We start from the raw sequence: 21,728 nt of genomic DNA, 5'->3' as shown, positions 1-21,728 counted from the left end.
TATAGTTGTCGGCGAGTTGTCATATCTGGTGTGAACTATTTTGATCAAGTGGTGTGTTGGAATGCCGTAGTATTCATTCCTGTTTGTTTGCAAATGTTTTTCCATAAATCCTGGGTAAAAATGATACAGCAGGGGGGATTTTTTATGCAGTTCAATAATGAAGTGATGACGCCGGCAATTCTCTCTCATCCTGAACGTCACGATAGAAGCGGTTTTAATTTTATTAGCAGTATGGTATCATTTTTGCTAGGTGCATTTCGTTAGTCAGTTCCCACGCCTCTTGCCCATTATTGTTTTCAGTTCTCTACGGATTATAATCTCGGCACTATGCCCATGAATCAAATAAAACTCTGCCTGACGGTACTCTGTCTTCTGCAAGGCCTTCTCGGCTGTGCCAAGGTGGGTCCCGATTATTTCCGGCCCGACCTGAAGACTCCAGCCGCATGGCAGGCCCCCATGGCGCAAAGCTTGACCAATGGTCCAGTCGATCGGCAAATCCTGGCCCAATGGTGGACACTGCTCAAGGATCCCCTGCTGAGCAGCTATATTCATCAGGCCATTGCCGGAAATCTCGATCTTGACCAGGCGCGGTCCCGTCTGCTGCAGGCTCGGGCCAGTCGCGATATCAGCTCGGCCGGTCTGTTGCCAGCAGTTGATGCCAGCGGCTCTGTAACGAGAAGCGGAACGAGCAACAGCAGCGGCGGCAACGATTTAACCTATCATTCCCTCGGATTTGATGCGGGCTGGGAGCTTGATCTTTTCGGCGGCAGACGGCGGGCGGTAGAAGCTGCACAGGCGAAGGCGGAGGCAAGCGAGGAAGATCTCCGCGATGTCCTGGTTTCCCTGCTTGCGGAGGTGGCACTGAATTATATCGACATCCGTACCTATCAGGCTCGCCTGCAGATCGCCCGGGATAATCTTGCCGCCCAGCAGGAAATTTTTGCCCTTACCGAAGCCCGCTATCAAAGTGGCCTGACCAGTGAACTCGCGCTGCAGCAGGCAAAATATCTGGTGTCCAGCACCCGTGCTCAGATCCCGGATCTGCAGACTGGTCTGGCAAACGCGGCCAATGCGCTTGCCGTTCTGCTGGGCCGCCCTCCCGGTTCCCTGAACGAGCAGCTGAAGGAGAACGTTCCATTGCCGACTTTGCCGCTCTCGGTAGCTGTTGGCATTCCGGCAGATACCCTGCGGAGTCGACCCGATATCCGCAAGGCCGAACGGTTACTTGCCGCGCAGACAGCCCAGATCGGAGTCGCCACCGCCGAACTCTATCCCGCTTTTAAATTGAGCGGTTCCGTTGGTCTTGATGCCCTGTCCATTGGCAAACTGTTCAACTCCGGCAGCGGCAGTTACTCTTTCGGGCCGAGTTTCAGCTGGCCGGTGTTCGATGGTGGAGCGATTCAAGGCAACATTCAACTTCAGAACTTTTTGCAGCAGGAAGCCCTGGCCGGATATAAAGCTGCGGTGCTCTCTGCTCTCAAGGAGGTGGAAGGGGCTCTGGTGGCTTATGCCCAGGAACAGCAGCGTTATCAGGCTTTGCATGATTCGGTGGAAGCGGCCGAACAGGCATCTGCATTGGCTGAGATGCAATATGAGGCGGGGCTTATTAATTTTACCGAGGTCCTTGACACCAGAAGATCTCTGCTCTCGTTTCAAGATCAGGCAACCCAGAGCAGTGCCGCCATGACCGGCAATCTGATACGACTGTATAAAGCCCTCGGTGGGGGCTGGACATCTTTTGTTGCAGATACGCATACTTTCAGCGGGAAATAACCAGAATGGCATCAAATAACAAACCGAACGTTCAGGACAGCGGCCTCGCCGAAACCCTCCGGCTGCATCAACAATCAGACACAAAAAAGCAGCGAAAGCGGCTGCTGGGCTGGTGCGCTTTTTTTCTGCTGCTCGCCGCGGGAGCGGTGATATGGGCAATGCGGGACCCAAGCGGCACAATACAATATAGAACCCAGCCTGCCCACCGCGGCGACATGATCATTAAGGTCACGGCCACCGGTAATCTCCAGCCTACCAACCAGGTGGTCATCAGCAGTGAACTGTCCGGCACGGTCAAGTCGGTTGAGGTCGATTATAATGACCAGATAAAGATCGGCCAGGTCCTGACCCGACTGGACACCTCGACGTTGTCGGCGCAGGTCCTTCAATCCCGCGCCGCTCTCGCTTCGGCCCAGGCGAAAGTTCTGCAGACCCAGGCAACAATCACGGAGACCCAGGCCGCCTTCAACCGGTTGCTTGAGGTCGGCAGGCTCAGCCGTAATAAGGCCTTGGCAAAGAGTGAGCTGGATACCGCCAGGGCGGCGCTTGATCGAGCGAAAGCCGATTATGCCGGGGCTCTTGCCGCAGTATCCCAGGCCGAGGCTACCCTCAAACTGAACCAGACCGATCTGGCTAAAACCGAGATTCGTTCGCCGATCAACGGCATCGTTCTGACCCGATCGGTTGAGCCCGGACAGACCGTGGCCGCTTCGCTTCAGGCTCCGGAGCTGTTCTCTCTCGCCGAAAACCTGGCCCAGATGGAGCTGCATGTGGATGTCGATGAAGCGGATGTCGGCCAGGTGCAGGCCGGGCAAACGGCCAGCTTTACCGTTGATGCCTACCCGGACCGCAGCTATCCGGCAGAACTGACCCAGGTCCGCTTTGGGGCAAAAACCACCAACGGTGTGGTGACTTATGAAACCATCCTCACGGTTGATAATTCGGATTTGTCACTGCGGCCGGGGATGACTGCAACCGCTGATATTATCGTGACCAAAAAAAATGATATCCTGCTCGTGCCCAACGCCGCCCTGCGTTTTACGCCGAAGAAACTTGATGCAACGAAGAGTGGTGGTGGGAGTCTTTTCAGCAAACTTATGCCTCGTCCTCCCCGGCGGACAGATAAACGGAAAGAAGCTGGTGGAGTAGTGGAAAAGAACCAACAGGTGTGGGTCCTGATCGGCGATCGGCCGGTGGCTACTCCGGTCACCATCGGTCTGACCGATGGTACTTCAACTCAGGTTGTTGGCGGCAATCTTCAAGCCGGCATGGAGCTGATTATTGATGCGGGGATCGGCAAACAATGATGACGTTCACCACCACAGCTGGCGATGAGCCCCTTATTGCCCTTAAAGGCGTAACCAAGGTATACGGCACCGGCCCGGCCGCCATGCATGCCCTGCGGGGTATTGACCTGACCATCAGGGCCAGGGAGTTTGTTGCCGTTATGGGGCCAAGCGGTTCCGGCAAGTCTACCTGTATGAATATCCTGGGCTGTCTCGATACCCCTTCCTCGGGAGCATTCCTGTTCGAGGGGATCGCTGTGGGCGAGCTGTCACGTGATCAATTGACCCTGATGCGCAGGCATTGTCTGGGCTTTATTTTTCAGGGATTTAACCTGTTGAACCGCACTTCGGCACTGGAAAATGTCGAACTGCCTTTGATTTATCGCGGCATCCCCGCTGCCCGGCGGCATGGCCTGGCCCTGGATGCTCTGGCGACCGTTGGCCTGACCGGCTGGGAGCACCATACCCCCGGCGAGCTCTCGGGTGGCCAGCAGCAGCGTGTGGCCATCGCCAGAGCCATTGTCACGGAGCCAAAGGTACTGCTCGCCGACGAGCCCACCGGCAACCTCGATTCGGCGCGCAGCCGGGAAGTTATGGAACTGCTGAGCGCTTTCAATCGTGACCGTGGCCTGACGGTCATCATGGTCACTCATGAACTGGAAATGGCCGCTTATGCCGACCGCCAGATCCGTTTTATCGATGGGCAGATCGATGCCTCTGCACCAACAGGGAGGACCGTCTGATGCTCTGGGAAACCATGATTCTGGCACTTCGCGAGATACGCCGCAATGTGCTGCGCTCCTCACTCACCATTCTTGGGATCGTCATCGGCGTCGCCGCCGTCATTACCCTGGTGACCCTGGGCAAAGGTGCCACGGCCCAGGTCGCTGCAGAAATTTCGAGTCTTGGCAGCAACATGCTGCAAATCCGCACCGGGCAGGGCTTTCGAGGACCTGGAGGGGCAAGTGAAACGGCCAAGGCCTTCAATCTCGATGATGCCAGGGCCATCGCCCAGCAGATCACCGGTATTGCTGCGGTCGCTCCGAGCGCTGCAAGCGCGGCCCAGGTCGTTGCCGGCAATACCAACTGGTCGACCGGTATCACCGGCAGCACCGATGCTTTTCTCTTCGTCCGGGCCTGGTCGCTGGCACTCGGCCGCTCGTTTACCGAGAATGAACAGCGGTTCGGCAAGGCGGTGTGCATCCTGGGTGCTACCGTAAAAAAAGAGCTTTTCGGCAGCCGGGACCCTCTGGGTGCCTCAATCCGTTTCAAGGGGATAACCTGCCAGGTCATCGGTGTGCTGGAAGCCAAAGGCCAATCCGGCGGCGGCAACGACCAGGACGATTTCGTCCTTATTCCACTGCACACCCTGCAAAGAAGGATAACCGGCAACACCGATATCAGCGCGATTTATGTTTCTGCAGAAGACGGGTTTTCCACCACCAAAATTAAAGAAGACCTCGAACAGCTGCTGCGTGAACGGCGACATATCGGCAGCGATCAGGACGATGATTTTTTTGTTCGCGATATGCAGGAAATTATGACCACGCTTACCGGTACAACCCGGATACTCACCACTCTGCTTGGCGCGGTTGCCGCGGTCAGTCTTCTGGTCGGCGGGATAGGGATCATGAATATCATGCTTGTCTCGGTCACGGAACGAACCCGCGAAATCGGTATCCGCCTGGCCATTGGCGCCATGGAACATGATGTCCTGCTGCAGTTTCTGGTGGAGTCGGTTGTGCTGTCATCGTTTGGCGGGCTGTTCGGCATTGCCTTTGGTCTAGCCGCCGCCGCCCTTGGTGCGCAGGCCATGCATATGCCGTTTATCTTCAGTCCCGGCATCGTCGCTGTGGCCTTTTTATTCTCCTGCGCGGTTGGTATCATCTTCGGCTTTTTTCCCGCACGAAAAGCCGCCCGGCTCGATCCGATCGAGGCCCTGCGCCATGAATGATCATACTCCCGGGGACCATTTGAGCAGGAGACAAACGACTTGTTCTTTCACCCTTGTGTGAATATATATTTAGTGACTTAGAAATAGTTTCCTTGTGTTTTTTACAAGAAAACTATTTCGTGAGGGGACTTATCCCCGCACAGCACGGGGACTAAAAAGAGTCCCGCAAAGCTTTTGGGCGGGATAAGACGTAGTAAAAATGCAGGATTCATGTATCTCACCAGAAATTCTTTTGGGAGAAAAATATGACAGTGAAGAAAACAGGTTGGGACGATATTCCATCAATTGAGGGGCTTGAAGTCGATTGGAATTACGAACCGGACAATTCTCTGGGCAAGAGAGCCTGGGCCAGGATGACGGAGCGGGATCTGTTGCCTCTTTTTGATGTACAAAAGATGCCGGTTCAGATTGCCGCAAAGAATTTTGACGGACTGGGGTCTTTGGTGGATATCGGTCAAAGCGGCATGGCCGTTCTTTTAGATACCAGACTGGACCTGAGCGAGCCGGTGAAGATAGGGTTTTTTCTCGGTAAACAGAAGGTTATGTCGCGGGCGGTGATAAGAAACGTGGGCGATAAACGAGGCAAACACCGGATTGGCATGGAGTTTATGGACTTTAAGAAAGAATACCAATCCTTCATTGCCGGGCTCGTCTCCACCAAGCACTACAGCTCTCTCAGGTGATCCCGATGGACTCCGCTGCACATCACAGAAAATCTATGAACAGAAGACAATTCGTCAAAGATGTCTTGCTGTGGACTGCCGGGTTGAGCCTTGGCGTTCCCTGCCTCAGGATCTTTCCCGCCGAGGCAGCGCTTCCAACTCCGATCCTTGGCGTCGCCAAAGGTGCGGATTATCGGTTGCTGGTTGTAAAAGCTGTTGAAATTGCAGGAGGAGTTGGTAAATTTATCAAAACAGGTGATACTGTCGTCATAAAGCCGAACATGGGCTGGGACCGGACGCCCGAGTTGGGAGCGAATACCCATCCCCTGGTTGTGCGCACCCTGGCCGAGCTGGCGCTTGATGCGGGTGCGACGAAGGTGCAGGTTTTTGATCACACCTGCAATGAAAAACGGCGGTGTTATACCAACAGCGGCATCATCGACGAGTTGGAAAAATTGGGGGATGCGAGAATAGCGTGGGAACATATCGATCCCCGTAAATTTGTCCCCGTTGATATCGACAAAGGGAAATCCCTTAAACGGTGGGAGATCTATAAAGATGCCCTGGCCGCCGACTGCTATATCAATGTTCCGGTCGCCAAACACCATGGACTGAGCCGATTATCGCTTGGGTTGAAAAATTCGATGGGGGTTATCGGCGGTAATCGTGGCCGGCTGCATCATAATCTCGGTCAGGAGCTGGCGGATCTGGCGACCGTGGTGCAACCCAAACTGACGGTGATCGATGCCACCAGGATGCTGTTGCGCAATGGGCCTCAGGGTGGTCGAAGAGAAGATGTCAAGGAGATGAATACGGTCATCGCCTCTTCCGATCCGGTGGCCGCCGATGCCTATGCCACTACCCTTTTTGCGATGCAGCCGCAGGACATTGCCAGTACCCTGGCTGCCTATGAGATGGGGCTTGGCGAGATGGATATTGATAAGATGGAGATTAAAACCGTGCAAATATGAAGCTTTTTACTTAACCATCTCAAGGTCTATGTTTTTACGAGTTTGGCAAATATGATGACCGTTACAAAACCCCCAAAAAGAGGAGGTTGGCGCCTGATGGTTCTTCGGCGTTGCACGCAACTGCTCTTTTTAGCGGTATTTTTGTATCTGTTTATCAAGACCGATTACAACGGTTCCGACCGACTTGACGCTGCGGTCAATATCCTCTTTCGTCTCGATCCTTTTCTTGCTGCGGCCGTGATGCTTGCTGCAAAAACTTTTGTGGCCCTGTTTCTGCCCGCTCTTGCGGTGGTGGTGCTGACGTTTTTTGTCGGCCGGGCGTTTTGCGGCTGGTTCTGCCCGATGGGAACCCTGCTCGATCTTTGTCAGAAGTTCATTCCGGCAACCTGGAGAAAAAGCCGCACCTTTTTTCCCGATCTGGCCCTTATAATTCTTATTTTCACGCTTGTTTCTGCCCTATTCGGATTTGGCATAGCCGGTTATTTCGATCCATTCTCGATTCTGGTGCGCGGGCTGGCCCAGGCACTATATCCTGCCTTCAATAACCTGACTGTCGGATTTTTCACCTATACCTATCAGGAGCTGCCCGTTGTCAACGGTTTCACTGAGCCGGTGTACAGCTTTCTTCGCGCCACGGTGCTGCCTTCCAGCCAGAAATTTTTCCAGCTTGCCTATTTTTCGCTGTTTGTGCTGCTCACGGTTTTGCTGTTGGAGGCGGTGCAGCGAAGATTTTTCTGCCGCAATCTCTGTCCTCTTGGGGCGCTGCTCGGTCTTATCGGCCGCAGCGGAACATTTGCCGCCAAGGGTGGCAACGACGATTGCCGCGCTTGTCGCATCTGCAGCAGCAACTGCCGGATGGGCGCTATTGATGACGATCGGAAAATCGATATGGGGAGCTGCACTCTCTGTTACGAGTGCGTGGAAAAATGTCCCCGACAGATAATTGGTTTCGACTTTGCCCTTATCGGCCGGAAAAACAGTCGGCCGTCTCTTTCCCGCAGAAAATTTATTGGCGCGGCCCTCCTCGGTTTTCTGCTGCCTTCGGTCAAAGGGGTTGCGGTGCAGGCGAAAAATCCGGATCCTTTATTGATCAGGCCGCCGGGAGCCCTTGCGGAGAAAGAATTCCTGCAGCGCTGCGTCCGCTGTGCCGAATGTATCCAGGTCTGTCTTGGCAACGCCCTGCAGCCATCGCTTTTCCAGGCAGGACTCGACGGCATGTTCAGCCCGATGCTGGTGGCACGGAGCGGGTATTGCGAATTCAACTGCACGCTTTGTGGCCAGGTCTGTCCCACCGGGGCCATCCGACAGTTGACCACGGTCGAAAAGCACCAGTGGAAAATCGGCCATGCCTGGTTTGATAAAAATATCTGTCTTCCCTATGCCAGGGCCACTGCCTGCATGGTCTGCGAGGAACATTGCCCGACACCGGATAAGGCTATTCGCTTTAAAGAAGTAGTCGTGGCAGGTACGGACGGGCAGGCGATAACCATCGGGCAGCCCTATGTGGTGGAGGAGCTCTGCATCGGCTGCGGTATCTGCGAGACGAAATGCCCCCTGCCCGGCAGGAGTGCCATCTTCATCACCAGTGCCGGGGAACATCGGCATCCGGACAATGCACTGACGAGCTATGGCGGATATAACTGAAAGTCTGCGCGGCATTGTCCAGCGGGTCACCTACCACAATGCCGACACCGGCTGGTCGGTCTTGCGGGTTTCCCCCTTCAACAGCCCCGGTAGTCTGGAGACGGTGACCGTGCATCAGACCCAGGTCTTTGCCGGGGCGACCATGGAATTTCATGGCGCCTGGACGGTGCATCCCCAGTTTGGCCGACAGTTTAAAGCCCTTCGGGCCATTGAGAAAAAACCCGCGACCACCGCCGCGCTGGAAAAATATCTGGGCTCCGGGCTGATTCATGGGGTCGGGCCGAAAACCGCCGCCAGGATCGTTGGCAACTTCAAGGAAAGTACCCTGGATGTCTTTGAGTACGATATAAGCAGGCTGCTCGAGGTGCCCGGCATCGCCAAAAAAAAGCTGCAGATGATCGAGCAGGCCTGGCGGGAGCATAAAGTCGTGCGGGAAGTGATGATGTTTTTGCAGGGGCATGGCATCTCGACCCTTTTTTCGGTAAGGATTTATAAAAAATACGGGGATCAGGCCATTCAGATGGTCAGTGAAGATCCTTACCGGCTGGCGAATGATTTTTATGGCATCGGTTTTTTCTCGGCCGATAAAGTCGCCCTCAGCCTGGGACTGGCCGAAGACAGCGAGCAGCGCATAACCGCAGCCGTCAGGCATGTCCTGGCCGCCGGCCGCGAGCAGGGGCACTGTTATCTGCTGGCAACTCAGATTACCACTGAAGTCGGCAGCCTGCTTGGCTTTAACCCGGAAGGCCGTCTTGGCGATATCCTGCACCGGATGGAGGCTGAGAATCAGCTGAAAGTGCGTTTGCTGCCCCTTCCTGACGGGGGCGATCTGGTCTGCTACTACTCCAAATCGCTCTATTACGATGAAGCCTTTGTCGCAGAAAAAGTGCGCGGCATGGCCTATCCGCTGAACATTGACGGTCAGGCTGCCGGTACATGGACCCGGCTGCATTGCCAGAAACAGGGGATCGCACTCAGCGAGGAACAGGCGGTTGCCGTGCAGGCCGTTATCGCCAATCAATTTTCGGTTCTGACCGGGGGACCGGGCTGTGGAAAGACTACCACCACTCTTGTTATCGTCAGGCTGCTTGAGCATCTGGGCAAACGGGTGCTGCTCGCCGCTCCAACCGGCCGTGCCGCCCAGCGGATGACAGAAGTCATCGGCAGGGAGGCCAAGACCCTGCACCGCCTGCTGGAGTGGCAGGGCGGGGCGTTCAAGAAGAATGAGGAGCAACCGCTGCAGGCCGACTTCCTCATTGTCGATGAATGTTCCATGCTCGATATTTCCCTGACAGCGTCCCTGTTAAAAGCAGTGCCCGCCGGATGCCAGGTGCTGTTTATCGGCGATGCCGATCAGCTGCCCTCGGTGGGTGCCGGCAATGTCCTGCGGGATATCCTCGATTCGGGTGCGGTTGCCGCGTTTCGACTCACCCGGATTTTCCGTCAGGCGCAGGAGTCAAAGATAATTCAGTATGCCCACCAGATAAATAAAGGTGTCACGCCGCCCATCGACTCGCCTTTCAAAAAACCGGAGATCTGGCGAAAGAGTGACTGTCTGTTTATCGATTCGGATGAAGCCACCCAGGAACAGCTGAGCTTTGTGGCTCGGGTGAAACGTTTCTATGATTTGCAGACGCCCCAGCTTGAAGGGCTGACGACCTCCGAAAACCTCTATGAATTCAGAACCTCCGAGCAGATCCGTTCTGCCTATGAAGAAGATTTTGTCATTCCCAAAAAATTTCTGCACGTCGATCTGCACAAGGTGCAGCAGGCCCAGGGCGGAGTCGATGAATTAAAAGCGGTCCTGGCCAGGGTGCACCCCTGGTCAACCCTGCATTATGGCTTAGCTGCGGTTGATACGGTGGTGCGCCTCTATCTGGAGTGGATCCCCAAATACCATGGGCGGGAATGCGAGATCCAGATCCTCTCACCGATGACCCGCGGCAGTCTGGGGACCGCGAATCTGAACAGGGTCATCCAGGAGGCGGCCAATCCACAGGCAGAGGGCAAGGCGCAGCTGTTGGTTGGGGAGCGGATCTTTCGGGTCGGCGACCGGGTAATCCACCGGAGAAACAACTATGACCTGGTCGTTTTTAACGGTGATATCGGCACGATTTTATCCATCGATAACATCGGTCTCAGTTGTGTGGTGGCCTTTTTCCCGGAAGGGCGGGAGGTTGTCTATCAAAAAGACGATATCCTGGAACTCGACCTGGCCTATGCGATAACCATTCATAAATCCCAGGGCAGCGAATTCGGCGCCGTCATCATGCCGGTATTGACCCAGCATTTTAAGATGCTTTTTCGTAATCTCATCTATACCGGGCTGACCAGGGCACGAAAGCTGGCGGTGCTGGTCGGCACGCGTAAAGCCATGGCCATGGCCGTGGGCCAGCAGGACACCAGCAAGCGCCAGACAGCCTTGCGGCTGTTGCTGCATCGTTAACCGCGGTGGGGGTCGAATGACAGGAGTGTCATATGGCAATGACAGCTTTGCGGCAACTGTACCTTGCTTTTTGCGTGGAAAAAGACGAGAATTACCGGCCACCGAAAAGTTGCAATGTCGCCTAAGTGCGTTACCATATGCGGGCAGGCGCACCACAGATATCTTTTTCGAGAAAGTAATGTGTAGGACGTTTTTACTTTAATTATCTCAAATTTACGGTTCTTACGAGTTTGTCATGTATATATGTGTTGATTTTGATGGAACAGTGGTCGATCACCGATACCCGGAAATCGGCGAACCCGTCCCTGTGGCAGTTGCCTGGCTGAAAAGGTTGCAGTTTCTTGGTGCAAAAATCATTCTGTTTACCATGCGTTCCAATAGAGCGGACGGGATGAACCTGTTGCAGGATGCAGTACGTTATATGGAGGAAAATGGTATTCAGCTGTTTGGCGTGAACAGAAACCCTGATCAGGATATCTGGACCAGCAGCCCCAAGGCCTACGGAGAAGTATATGTTGACGATTCGGGGTTTGGCTGTCCGCTCATTCAGCCGGAAGGCTTCGCCAGGCCTTGCGTAGACTGGAAAAAAGTAGGTCCGCAGCTTGAACATATGCTGCTCAGCCGGAAGTAGATGTGCGAGGTTCGGTCGTTATACTCTGCTCAAAATGATGGGGAAATAATTGCCGAATAATGCTAGTGTCTGCCCATATAGCCACTCAGGCGCGTTATGGAGGCCTTGCCGTGTCAGGCTCCTTGCGCTCTTTATCACTGATAATCTCACCTTAAATCGAATTTAAGACTGGCTCGTTTAAAAGCTTCACGTGCGACTGACGGATGAAGCGCTTTGGTAAGCCATTATATAAAGTATAGAGGAAATAATCATGGGTGTCACCGTCACACAGCTGTATCGAAAAATTGATGACCACAAGGCCTATTGTTTTAACATCGAATCAATCCGGCCGTTAACCAGCGAGGAAATGACCTGTCTGCGGCTTATTCTGGCGGATGGGTTTCTCGTTGACAGTGTCAGTGATGCTCCCGTTCTGCAAGGCGACAGGGTGGTGGAAGTAGGGCCCCGGCTCAATTTTGCCACCGCCTGGTCATCGAATATGGTCTCCATCTGCAAGGCCACAGGGCTGGACATGATCACCAGGGTGGAGCGCTCCAGGCGGTATCTGGTACCGGGAAACATCGATGTGCAGGAATTTATTCACCTTCACCATGATCGGATGACCGAGTGCCACTATCCGGCGCCGCTGACGAGTTTTCACACCGGAGTGGTGCCGGAGGCGGTCTATGAGGTGGATCTCAAGACGCTGGGGGCGGATGGCCTGAACGAGTTGCCGGGGATTTCCATGGACGAATGGGACAGGAACCTCTACTACGACTACTTTGTCAACCAGCAGCACCGCAATCCGACCATCGTTGAGATCATGGATTTGAACAATGCCAATTCCGAGCACTCCCGGCATGGTTTTTTTAAAGGAAAACAGGTGATTGACGGCGAGGAAATGGACAGCACCCTCTTTGATCTGGTGACCGCAACGCTCAACGCACATCCCAAGGGATCGCTGATTGCCTTTAAAGATAACTCCAGCGTCATTCAAGGCTATGCAATCGATACCCTGGTGCCGGCGCAGCCCGGCAGTCCCTCTCCGCTTGTGCCGGTGACGGTGCAGTATCATCCCCTTCTTACCGCGGAGACGCATAACTTTCCCACAGGGGTCGCACCTTTCCCGGGCGCGGAAACCGGCACCGGCGGGCGGATTCGTGATGTCCAGGGCACCGGCCAGGGCGGTTTTGTCGTCGCCGGGACCGCTGGGTATTGCGTTGGAAACCTGCATATTCCCGGCTATGAACTGCCCTGGGAACAGAGTTATCCCTGCCCCGACAATCTGGCCTCGGCCCTGGAAATAGAAATTGAAGCCAGTAACGGCGCCTCGGATTACGGCAATAAGTTCGGCGAACCCCTTATTCAGGGCTTTACCAGATCCTTTGATATGCGTCTGGATAGCGGTGAAAGGTGGGGCTTTCTCAAGCCGATCATGTTTACCGCCGGGGTCGGCCAGATTGACGGCCGGCATACCGAAAAAGCCTCCGCAGTGCAGGGCATGCTCATCGTCCAGGTGGGTGGGCCGGCCTATCGCGTTGGTTTCGGCGGCGGGGCCGCATCCAGTATGCTCCAGGGGGAAAACGAGTCGAGTCTGGATTTCAATGCGGTGCAGCGCGGCGATGCGGAAATGGAGCAGAAGATGAACCGGGTCATCCGCGCCTGCAACGAGATGGGCGAAAAAACCCTGATCGATGTGATTCACGACCAGGGCGCAGGCGGCCCGGCCAATGTGTTGAAAGAGCTGGTGGAAAAATCCGGTGGCCGGGTGGAGGTCCGTAATATCCGGGTCGGCGACCCGACCATGTCGGTGCTGGAAATTTATGTTGCCGAATACCAGGAGCGGTGCGGTTTTTTGATTCGCCCGGAAAATATTGCCCAGTTCGAGAAGATTTGTGTTCGGGAGAAGGTCAATTGCGAGGTGCTGGGGGAGGTGACCGGCGATTTGAAGTTTGTCCTCCATGACGCAAACGATGACACCACTCCGGTGAATATCGATCTGCCGGTCCTGCTCGGTGAAATTCCCCAGAAGACATTTACCGATACCAGAACGCCGCTGCGCGCACAAGCTCTGCAGCTCCCGGCAGAATTGACGGTGGCTTCCGCGCTGCATGATGTGCTGCGCCTGGTTTCCGTTGGTTCCAAGAGATTTCTCACTAATAAAGTCGACCGGGCGGTGACCGGCCTTATCGCCCGACAGCAGTGTTGCGGCCCTCTCCAACTGACCGTCAGTAATGTCGCCGTGGTGGCGCAGAGTCATTTCGGCCGGACGGGTATCGCTTCGGCCATCGGCGAACAGTCGATTAAGATGCTGGTTGATCCGGCAGCCGGTGCCCGGATGGCCGTCGGCGAGGCACTGACCAACCTGGTCTGGGCAAAAATCGAGGAGCTGGAGCAGGTCAAATGTTCGGCTAACTGGATGTGGGCCCCAAAGCTGCCGGGTGAGGGTGCGGCCATCTATGACGCCGCCCGGGCCATGCGCGATATAATGGTTGAGGTCGGCATGGCGGTGGATGGCGGCAAGGACAGCCTGTCCATGGCCACCATGGTTGGGAAAGAGACGGTCAAGTCACCGCGTGAACTGGTCATCTCGGCCTATGCGGCGGTGCCGGAAATCGGCAGGGTCATAACGCCCGATATTAAAGAAATCGGCTCGCCGCTGCTCTATGTCGATCTCGCCGGCGGTCAGGCCAGGATGGGCGGCAGTGCCCTGGCCCAGGTGATGGGCCAGGTGGGAGATAAAAGTCCTGATGTCGAAAACGGTACGGCTCTCAAAGACAGTTTCCTGGCAGTGCAGGAACTGATCGCCCAGGATCTTATTGCTGCCGGTCACGATCGCAGTGACGGCGGCTTGATTACCACTCTGCTGGAAATGGCGTTTGCCGGCAATTGTGGCCTTGATATTGACCTGCATGGGACCAATACAGTTTTTGCAACACTTTTTGCCGAGGAACTGGGGCTGGTGGTTGAATGTCGACCGGGTAAAATTTCCCAGGTGGAGCAAATTCTGGCTGGTGCCGGAGTATCCTTTGTCCAGCTTGGCACGACAACCGAGGCACAACAGATACAGATACGCTATAACGGCGAGAAGGTCCTGGATGAACCGATGATCGTTCTTCGCAGCTGGTGGGAAGAAACCAGTTATCAGCTGGAACGGCTGCAGATGAATCCGGCCTGTGCCGATGAAGAAAAGACCAATATCCATGACCGGAAAGGGCCGGCCTATCATTTGAGTTTTACGCCTGAGCCGCCACCTGCTGCGCGTCTCACCCGCACCGATAAGCCCAAAGTGGCAATTCTGCGTGATGAGGGCTCTAACTCCGATCGCGAGATGTCTTCGGCCTTTTATCTGGCCGGGTTTGAGCCCTGGGATATCTGCATGAGCGATCTGCTGGCCGGAACCGTTACCCTGGACGATTTCCGCGGCCTGGCCGCAGTCGGCGGTTTTTCCTATGGTGATGTGCCGGAATCGGCCAAGGGCTGGGCGGCAACCATCCTGTTCAATCCGCGGTTAAAAAAGATGTTTGACGAATTCTACCGGCGGCCCGATACCTTTACCCTGGGGATCTGCAATGGCTGCCAGTTGTTTGGCTTGCTTGGCTGGGTCCCGGAGATGGGGCTGCCTGCTGAACGCCAGCCCCGGTTTATTCGCAATGTTTCGGGGAGATTTGAGTCCCGCTGGACGACGGTCAAGGTGCAGAAAAGCACGGCGATGATGCTTGCCGGTATGGAAGGGCTGGTCTTTGGCATCCATGTTGACCACGGGGAAGGCCAACTGCATTTCCCGGACAAGGATCTCCTTGACAAGGTAAAAGCGTCGGGCATGACGCCGCTGGTCTATGTTGACGATGATGGTCAGCCAACCGGGAAATATCCGTTTAATCCCAACGGCTCAATCGATGGACTTGCCGGGCTGTGCTCAGCCGACGGCAGGCATTTAGCCCTCATGCCGCATCCCGAACGGGTCTTTCTGCCCTGGCAGGCCCACTATCTGCCGGAAGAGATGAAAGGCTTGCAGGTATCCCCCTGGATGCAGATGTTTACCAACGCCTATGACTGGTGCCGGAAAACGAAGTAGTCGATGACCCCTTGTTCCCATGCGTTGCATGGGAACAAAAAAAGCAGGTGAAGATTTCTATGCCCTTTGGGTAGTTTTTACGACGCCATCATTTTGCGTCCTGTTGATTCTTCTTTGTCATCTGTTTTTCCAGCATGATCTTCAGGATGGTCTTATCGGCCTGGATCATCCCGTCGTGGCTGAGGGCGCCCATGTTCTGGATGGTTTTTTGCGTGGAGTTGCCGATGATGCCGTCGGTGTCCTTGACATTTACCCCATGCAGGGAAAAGAGCGCGGCCTGAACGGCAGCGCCCGCCGCGGTGTTGAGTTTGATGGCGCAGCCGGCTTTCGCACCATCGCAGATAACTCCGGCCAGATCCTCCAGGATATTTTTGATCGCTCCTTCCATATGGTGTACGTCGCCGCCGACCAGATAGGTGATACCCGCTGTCGCCCCGGCCCCGGCAGCGATCGAACAGCCACAGACGGCGGAGAGCCTGCCGGTGTGGGCCTTGACATAGGCCGTGACGATGTGACTGAGGCCGATGGCTCTCAGGATGGTTTCCCGGTCATGGTCGATAAAATCCTTGATCGCCCAGATCGGTAAAATAGCCGTGAGACCATGATTGCCGCTGCCGGCGGAACTCATAGCCGGCAGATTGGCCCCGCCCATCCGGGCATCGGCCGCAGCGGAGGTGAGCCTGCGCGCCGAGCTCGACATATCTTTGACCATCAGTTTCTGTTTGATCAATCGGTCGATGGCCTTGCCGATGCCAAGGCCGCTGCCGTGTTTCAAGCCATATTCGGCGAGAGCCAGATTGTGATTAACTCCCACCTCGAGAAAGTTGAGATCGTCCTCGTCCAGATCGGCGGTAAGCTCAAGTATGTCCGGCAAGGTCAATTCCCGCAACCAGGTTTCCAGGTCAGCCAAAGTGTGTTTGCCGCCTTTACTGTGGGATTTGGTGAGAAAAGGGGAGTCGGTGATTTCTTCGCCATTCAGTTTCAGGCTGACAATATTGTTGTGCAGGTCGATAATAAGTGATTCGGCGATGTTGCTGCCCGAGATAAGTTTTGTTTTGACGTAGAGGCCGACTTCATCGCGCAGGTTAACGGTCACCTTGTTTTTGTCGAGCAATGCCTTGGCCTTTGCTATGGTCGTTTCGTCAAGACTTTCCAGTACTTCCAGGCCTCTTCCCGGATTTCCACCATACGCCCCGAGGGCCGCTGCGGTATCAAGGCCCTGCATGCCGCCGGTGCCGGGAATGATGACCGCCATGCCGTTTTTGTAAATATTGGGATCGATCCAGATTTCAATGGCATCGAATTCTTTTTCCGGCAGAAGTGTTGCTGCCGCGGCACCACCCAGGGCGATGGCAACCGGCTCGGTACACCCGAGAGCCAGGATAACCTCCATCTCCAGGATGTCTTTGACCGTAAATTTCATAAGGCTTTCCTTTCTTCCATATAAAATCAATTAGATGGCAAGTATGAATTCAATTTCAATGTTTGCGCCAAGGGGTAATGCCGCCACCTGGACAGTTGATCGTGCCGGTGGGGAATCGGCGAAAAAACTCCCGTAGGCGCTGTTGACTTCCTGAAAATCGCCCAGGTTCGTCAAAAATATCGTCGTTTTGACCACACGGCTCAAGTCGGTACCTGCCTCTTTGGCGATGGCCGTGGCATTGGTGATGATCTGCCTTGTTTTGGCGCCGATATCGCCGTCGAGCATCCTGCCGCTGACTGGATCTATCGGCAGCTGGCCGGAGATAAAGAGCAGGCTCTCGGTGGCGATGGCCTGGGAATATGGACCGATGGCGCTGGGTGCCTGCGTGGTGGAAATGACTTTTTTGAGCATATTATGCCTCTGATATTATGGTTGAATTGCTGGAACGAACTTTTTTCAGATAATTGTAGACCGTGAATTTCGTGACACCCATCATCTGGGCCACCTGTTCGACTGCGCCTTTAAGCAGGAAGGTGCCATTTTCTTCCAGCCGGCGGGTGAGTTCAGTTTTTTCATCGACATTCATCGTTGCCGGATGTTTTCCGATGTCCTCTACTGCATGATAAAAAAGAGCCTCAACTGTTTCTCCTGCGGCGTGGGCAAATGTTTCTGTTCCTGCTTGACAATTGTTTTCCTGGATGTTGATAAAAGGCATCAGGGCCTGGCTGGCATTGTAAAAATCGGTGGTATCCAGATTTATACAGAAGGCGGCAAGCGGTCTGCCGGCTGTGTCCCGGATAAATGTTGTTGTCGATTTCAGCGAGCGGCCATCGGTTGTTGTCGTCCTGTAATTATGCCTGTCCACGGCCTGACCGGAATTTTGCTGGAGCATTTTCAGCAGCAGGTCGGTGGCTGGAGCACCGGGTGTTCTGCCGGTCACATTTCCCCGGATGTAAATAAGGGAGTTTTCCAGCTGGGTTAAATCATGGACACTTGCTTCACAATTTTTGCCGAGCAGTGCTACAACCGCATCGGCCATTCGTTGCAGGTTCTCAAAAACACGTTCTTTTTCAGTCATATATACATGGAGTCATGTCGAGTTTTATTTTGTGAATATGCACTAATCTATTCTGGCAATTGATGCGGGTTGTGTCAATAAAAAAGTTGAGCTGTTCAAAAAAAGTTGAATGAACTGGCCCCTGGAAAAAGTTGGGCTCGAAATAAGTCGGAGAGCTGTCGCTGCAAATGAGAATTATTTGTGGTTCTTTCTTGCAAAAATATCATTGGTGCCAATATTCTACTAACAACTAGAGGTATCAATCTATCTCAATCAGGCAGGAGGGGACGATGGCAGACCAAAGAAGTAATTCACTCCATAACCATTTTACCTCGGTGAAGAAAGGCGAACGTGTTTTTGAAAACGCCTTTGAGAGTGTTTCCCGAATGGTATTGGAAGGGGATATTGACAAGGTAATGGTCAACGGTAAAAACACCTTTGATTTCAGGATATTCCGGGAAGGCAAAAAACATATCGTCGGTATGTACGACGAAATAAACTCGTTTGTGTCGTTTGTCAAAGATGCCTCCCAGGGTGGGTCATCGAAGGAGATGGCCTTTGTCCTGGTTGGGGAGCCGGGCAACGGCAAGACCTTTCTGGTTGAATATCTCTGTAAAATGTACCGTGATTTTCTATCACTGCCTAAAAACCGCAAATATACTTTCCGCTTTGTCGGCCTGGACAAGCTCGGGTCGTACGGCAACATAACCACCATTGAATCCCAGACCTATGAAGATCCGATGGTGCTGGCCATGAATCTGCACGAATCAAGTGCCGAGTCACAGCAATACCTGTCCCGAAGGTATCGTGTTGCGGATAAGATGCTGGAAACCTGGTATGAAAATTATCGTCCTCTGGGTGCATGTTCTGCCTATATCTGGAATAATATCCGGGAGTATACCAATGGCAACCTCGATGATATGCTCGATTTCATTGAAATTGTACCTGTTCCCCTGATAGAGAGCCTCGGTACGGTGACCGGCAAGTATCCGGCCAAGGATAAGATCACCTCGTCGGCGGTTGATCTGCTCGGTGAAGAGTCTATCCAGCGGTTGCTGCATATCACCGATACCAATAATCCATACCGGTTTGATCTGCGCCGAGGGGCTCTGGCCCGGGTCGCCGGCGGCGGTATCCATTTCAGCGATGAGATCTATAAAAACAAAAAGGATCTGGTCCAGGTCTATCTTGGCATCATTCAGAACCGGTGCATTGAGATTGACGGTTACAAGTGGCCCATCGACACCCTGATCATCGCCACCAGCAACAACTCGGAATTCAATCGTTTCCTGGCTGAAAAGGAGGAGGCGCCGATTGTCGACAGGTGTCGTATCTGCTATGTCTCCCACAACACCAATTACGTGCTGCAGAAAGAACTCACCACCTATGCCATCGGCAATGAATCGAAGACAACCCTGACCGGGGATGCCATGCATCAGGATCCCAACCTCAACTACGCCGCTTCCGTGGGTGTGGTGCTCACCCGGCTGCCAAGATCGGAAAAACTCACCCCCATTGAGACCATGAAACTTGCCGCTGGAGAGGTGGCCGGCGAAAAGAGTTTGAAGACGCTGTCCGAGGTTATCGATACCCTCAGCCAGGAACACGACATTACCAAACGGTATGGTCAGAAAGGCCTCGGCCAGCGAAATCTCGGTCGTTCGATCCAGTTGATGCTCGAGAGCTCCGAAACCAACGAGGGCAAGTGCATGTTCGCCTACGATGTCTTTCATGCCATTGAGCGGGCGATCCTCGATTATGTGTCGGAGGCGAAAGATCGGGCCAAGTTCCTCGATGACCTGAAAATTGCCAAGGGGCTGTATCGCGAGCGGATCATGACTGAAATGTTCAACGCCTATATGGATGAACCGCTGGCCATCCGTAAAGATGTACTCAACTATGTCAATATGATCATCGGGATAGACGCCGAAAATCTGGGGACAGACAAGATGTGGAAATACAAAAACCCCCAGACCGGTGAACTGCAGGCCTTAAAGATCGACGAGCGATACATTAACTCGGTGGAAGATGGTCTCGGTCTGAAGACGAGGGAACAGAAGGACTCCTTCAGGACATCGATCCGGAAGATCTACGGCCAGAAAATCTCGGTCCGGCCGGACTATGATTTTATGGACAACCTCGAGCTGGTCAAGGCGGTTACCGATGTCCGGCTGAAATCGGATATCGCCGGGTCCGGCAGTCTGATCGGAGCATTGGCAAACCGCACCAATGAAGAGAACCAGAAGCTGTACGACCGGATGATTGAAACCATGCTGAAGAAGCTCGGGTATTGTACGACCTGTGCCCAAAAAACTATCGAATATTTCTGTACCCAGGTCGATGAAAACTGATGGTGTCGTAAAATCTCTCTAAAGGCGAAGGTTTTCCTTAGCTATCGCATATCTTTAAAGATGTACCCGGATACGATAAAATGAAACAAAAACTGCACGCCCTCTATCGTACCTTGAAAGAAAAGGGACTGACCCCGGAACAGGACCGGAAAATCCGCTATGAGCTGGATTTGCTCGAACTTGACCGGGATCATCGCTATGCGCCTGCGCCCGTTGTTCGGAATATTTACCAGTACAATGATCTGGAGATGCTGCATGACGCGTCTCCGCCAAAACTGCTGGCGCTCACCACCGTTCAGTCGCTTGATTATCTGCTGGAAAAAGACAAGCAGCGTGAGGAGGATGGCTTCCCCCGAAAAATAAGAGTCGGCAAGATGGTCAAACCGAGCCAGAATGGGGATGACAAGGTCGTTATCGTGCCGACCACGGTGGAGGAAAAACTGGTCCATGATAAAGTCCGGTTGAATGAAGAAGGCGAAGGGGATGGAGACGATCAGGGGGCCGGGGAAGGTGGTGCCGGCGAAGGCGAAGAAGGCGAAGTCATTGGCGAGCAGCCGGTCAGGCCGGAACAGGGAGGCCAGGGCGGGGCAGGCAAAGGCGAGGGTGGGGAACACGACGTCGAATCAAATGCCTACGACCTTGGCCGCATTCTTACCGAACAGTTTGAGCTGCCCAATCTGAAAGATAAGGGGAAAAAGAAATCGCTCACCAAGTACACCTATGATTTAACCGATAAAAATAGAGGATTTGGCCAGATACTGGATAAAAAGTCGACCCTCAGAAAGATTATCCAGACCAATATTGCCCTCGGTCGTATCCGTGCCCGGGACAAGATCGACAGTCGAGGGCTGCTCATCTCCCCGAGGGACCGAATCTACCGAATCCTGTCCAGAGAAAAAGATTATGAGTCCCAGGCGGTGGTCTTTTTTGTCCGGGACTATTCCGGTTCCATGGGCGGTAAACCGACGGAGCTGGTGGTCAACCAGCATGTCCTTATCTATTCCTGGCTGATTTACCAGTATAAGAACCAGGTGGAGACCCGTTTTATCCTGCATGATACCGAGGCGAAAGAGGTTAAAAATTTCCAGACCTACTATAACTCGACCGTGGCCGGCGGCACCCAGGTGGCCAGTGCCTACAGTCTGGTCAATAAAATTGTCGAAGAAGAATCGCTTGAACGGGACAATAATATCTATGTGTTCCACGGTACCGATGGTGATGACTGGGATACCAAAGGAGATAAGGCCCTGCCGGAACTGGAGAAGATGCTGCATTATGCCAGTCGCGTCGGCATAACTATTGCGGAAAACGGCTACGGCATCTCAGGGCAGACGGAGGTGGAACGATATATCCGTAAATCGGGGCTGCTTGAAGAGCGAAAAGATGTGCTGCGAATGGATGTGATTTCCGAGGACACCAATGAAACGAGACTGATCAAGGGAATCAGAGAACTTATTTCGTAATTTCTTTATA

15 protein-coding genes are annotated in these 21,728 nt (G+C 53.9%); 12 read left to right on the top strand and 3 right to left on the bottom strand.

The genetic code is table 11. The features are described from left to right. Window positions 1-333: 333 nt before the first annotated feature. From FCL47_RS08335 to purL, 10 genes are all read left to right on the top strand, one after another. Window positions 334-1,773, top strand: a complete 1,440-nt coding sequence (locus tag FCL47_RS08335; RefSeq protein WP_136813023.1) for an efflux transporter outer membrane subunit — start codon at window positions 334-336, stop codon at window positions 1,771-1,773. Window positions 1,774-1,778: 5 nt separating this feature from the next. Continuing rightward, window positions 1,779-3,080 (top strand): efflux RND transporter periplasmic adaptor subunit, encoded by a 1,302-nt coding sequence (locus FCL47_RS08330; protein WP_136813022.1) that lies wholly within the window; start codon window positions 1,779-1,781, stop codon window positions 3,078-3,080. Beyond that, complete coding sequence (locus FCL47_RS08325) at window positions 3,077-3,802, top strand: ABC transporter ATP-binding protein (protein WP_240744176.1); 726 nt, start codon at window positions 3,077-3,079, stop codon at window positions 3,800-3,802. Before FCL47_RS08330 ends, FCL47_RS08325 begins: the two co-directional genes overlap by 4 nt. Beyond that, the gene (locus FCL47_RS08320) at window positions 3,802-5,013 is read left to right on the top strand and encodes an ABC transporter permease (RefSeq protein WP_205747250.1); all 1,212 of its coding nucleotides are present in this window, start codon (window positions 3,802-3,804) and stop codon (window positions 5,011-5,013) included. The genes FCL47_RS08325 and FCL47_RS08320 overlap by 1 nt, the downstream gene beginning before the upstream one ends. Before the next feature lie 245 nt (window positions 5,014-5,258). Beyond that, entirely contained in the window at window positions 5,259-5,696 is a 438-nt protein-coding gene (locus FCL47_RS08315) for a PilZ domain-containing protein (RefSeq protein ID WP_136813020.1), read from the top strand. A gap of 35 nt (window positions 5,697-5,731) precedes the next feature. Beyond that, the gene (locus FCL47_RS08310) at window positions 5,732-6,646 is read left to right on the top strand and encodes a DUF362 domain-containing protein (protein ID WP_136813019.1); all 915 of its coding nucleotides are present in this window, start codon (window positions 5,732-5,734) and stop codon (window positions 6,644-6,646) included. Window positions 6,647-6,742: 96 nt separating this feature from the next. Further along, the gene (locus FCL47_RS08305; RefSeq protein ID WP_136813018.1) at window positions 6,743-8,290 is read left to right on the top strand and encodes a 4Fe-4S binding protein; all 1,548 of its coding nucleotides are present in this window, start codon (window positions 6,743-6,745) and stop codon (window positions 8,288-8,290) included. Continuing rightward, window positions 8,274-10,736: an AAA family ATPase gene (locus tag FCL47_RS08300; protein ID WP_136813017.1), complete on the top strand. Its 2,463-nt coding sequence runs from the start codon at window positions 8,274-8,276 to the stop codon at window positions 10,734-10,736. Before FCL47_RS08305 ends, FCL47_RS08300 begins: the two co-directional genes overlap by 17 nt. Before the next feature lie 235 nt (window positions 10,737-10,971). Beyond that, window positions 10,972-11,367: a hypothetical protein gene (locus FCL47_RS08295; protein WP_136813016.1), complete on the top strand. Its 396-nt coding sequence runs from the start codon at window positions 10,972-10,974 to the stop codon at window positions 11,365-11,367. A gap of 250 nt (window positions 11,368-11,617) precedes the next feature. Then, window positions 11,618-15,424 carry a phosphoribosylformylglycinamidine synthase gene (purL, locus tag FCL47_RS08290; protein WP_136813015.1) on the top strand — a complete coding sequence of 1,269 codons (3,807 nt, stop codon included), beginning with the start codon at window positions 11,618-11,620 and terminating at the stop codon, window positions 15,422-15,424. An 88-nt stretch (window positions 15,425-15,512) separates the two neighbouring features. On the opposite strand, the gene FCL47_RS08285 is transcribed toward purL, so the two are convergent. The 3 genes from FCL47_RS08285 to FCL47_RS08275 are packed head-to-tail and all read right to left on the bottom strand — an operon-like array spanning window position 15,513 to window position 17,925. Next, window positions 15,513-16,847 carry a serine dehydratase subunit alpha family protein gene (locus tag FCL47_RS08285; RefSeq protein WP_136813014.1) on the bottom strand — a complete coding sequence of 445 codons (1,335 nt, stop codon included), beginning with the start codon at window positions 16,845-16,847 and terminating at the stop codon, window positions 15,513-15,515. 30 nt (window positions 16,848-16,877) lie between these two features. Then, window positions 16,878-17,258, bottom strand: a complete 381-nt coding sequence (locus FCL47_RS08280; RefSeq protein WP_136813013.1) for a RidA family protein — start codon at window positions 17,256-17,258, stop codon at window positions 16,878-16,880. 1 nt (window position 17,259) lies between these two features. Further along, window positions 17,260-17,925, bottom strand: a complete 666-nt coding sequence (locus tag FCL47_RS08275; protein ID WP_136813012.1) for a transcriptional regulator — start codon at window positions 17,923-17,925, stop codon at window positions 17,260-17,262. Between the two features lie 269 nt (window positions 17,926-18,194). Here FCL47_RS08275 and FCL47_RS08270 point away from each other — a divergent pair, with 269 nt between their 5' ends. Next, window positions 18,195-20,255, top strand: a complete 2,061-nt coding sequence (locus FCL47_RS08270) for a serine protein kinase PrkA (RefSeq protein ID WP_136813011.1) — start codon at window positions 18,195-18,197, stop codon at window positions 20,253-20,255. Window positions 20,256-20,335: 80 nt separating this feature from the next. Continuing rightward, window positions 20,336-21,718, top strand: a complete 1,383-nt coding sequence (locus FCL47_RS08265; protein ID WP_136813010.1) for a DUF444 family protein — start codon at window positions 20,336-20,338, stop codon at window positions 21,716-21,718. Window positions 21,719-21,728: the final 10 nt, after the last annotated feature.

The sequence above is a fragment of the Desulfopila sp. IMCC35006 genome (assembly GCF_005116645.1).
GTDB lineage: Bacteria > Desulfobacterota > Desulfobulbia > Desulfobulbales > Desulfocapsaceae > Desulforhopalus_A.
This window is presented reverse-complemented; position numbering and strand designations above follow the sequence as displayed.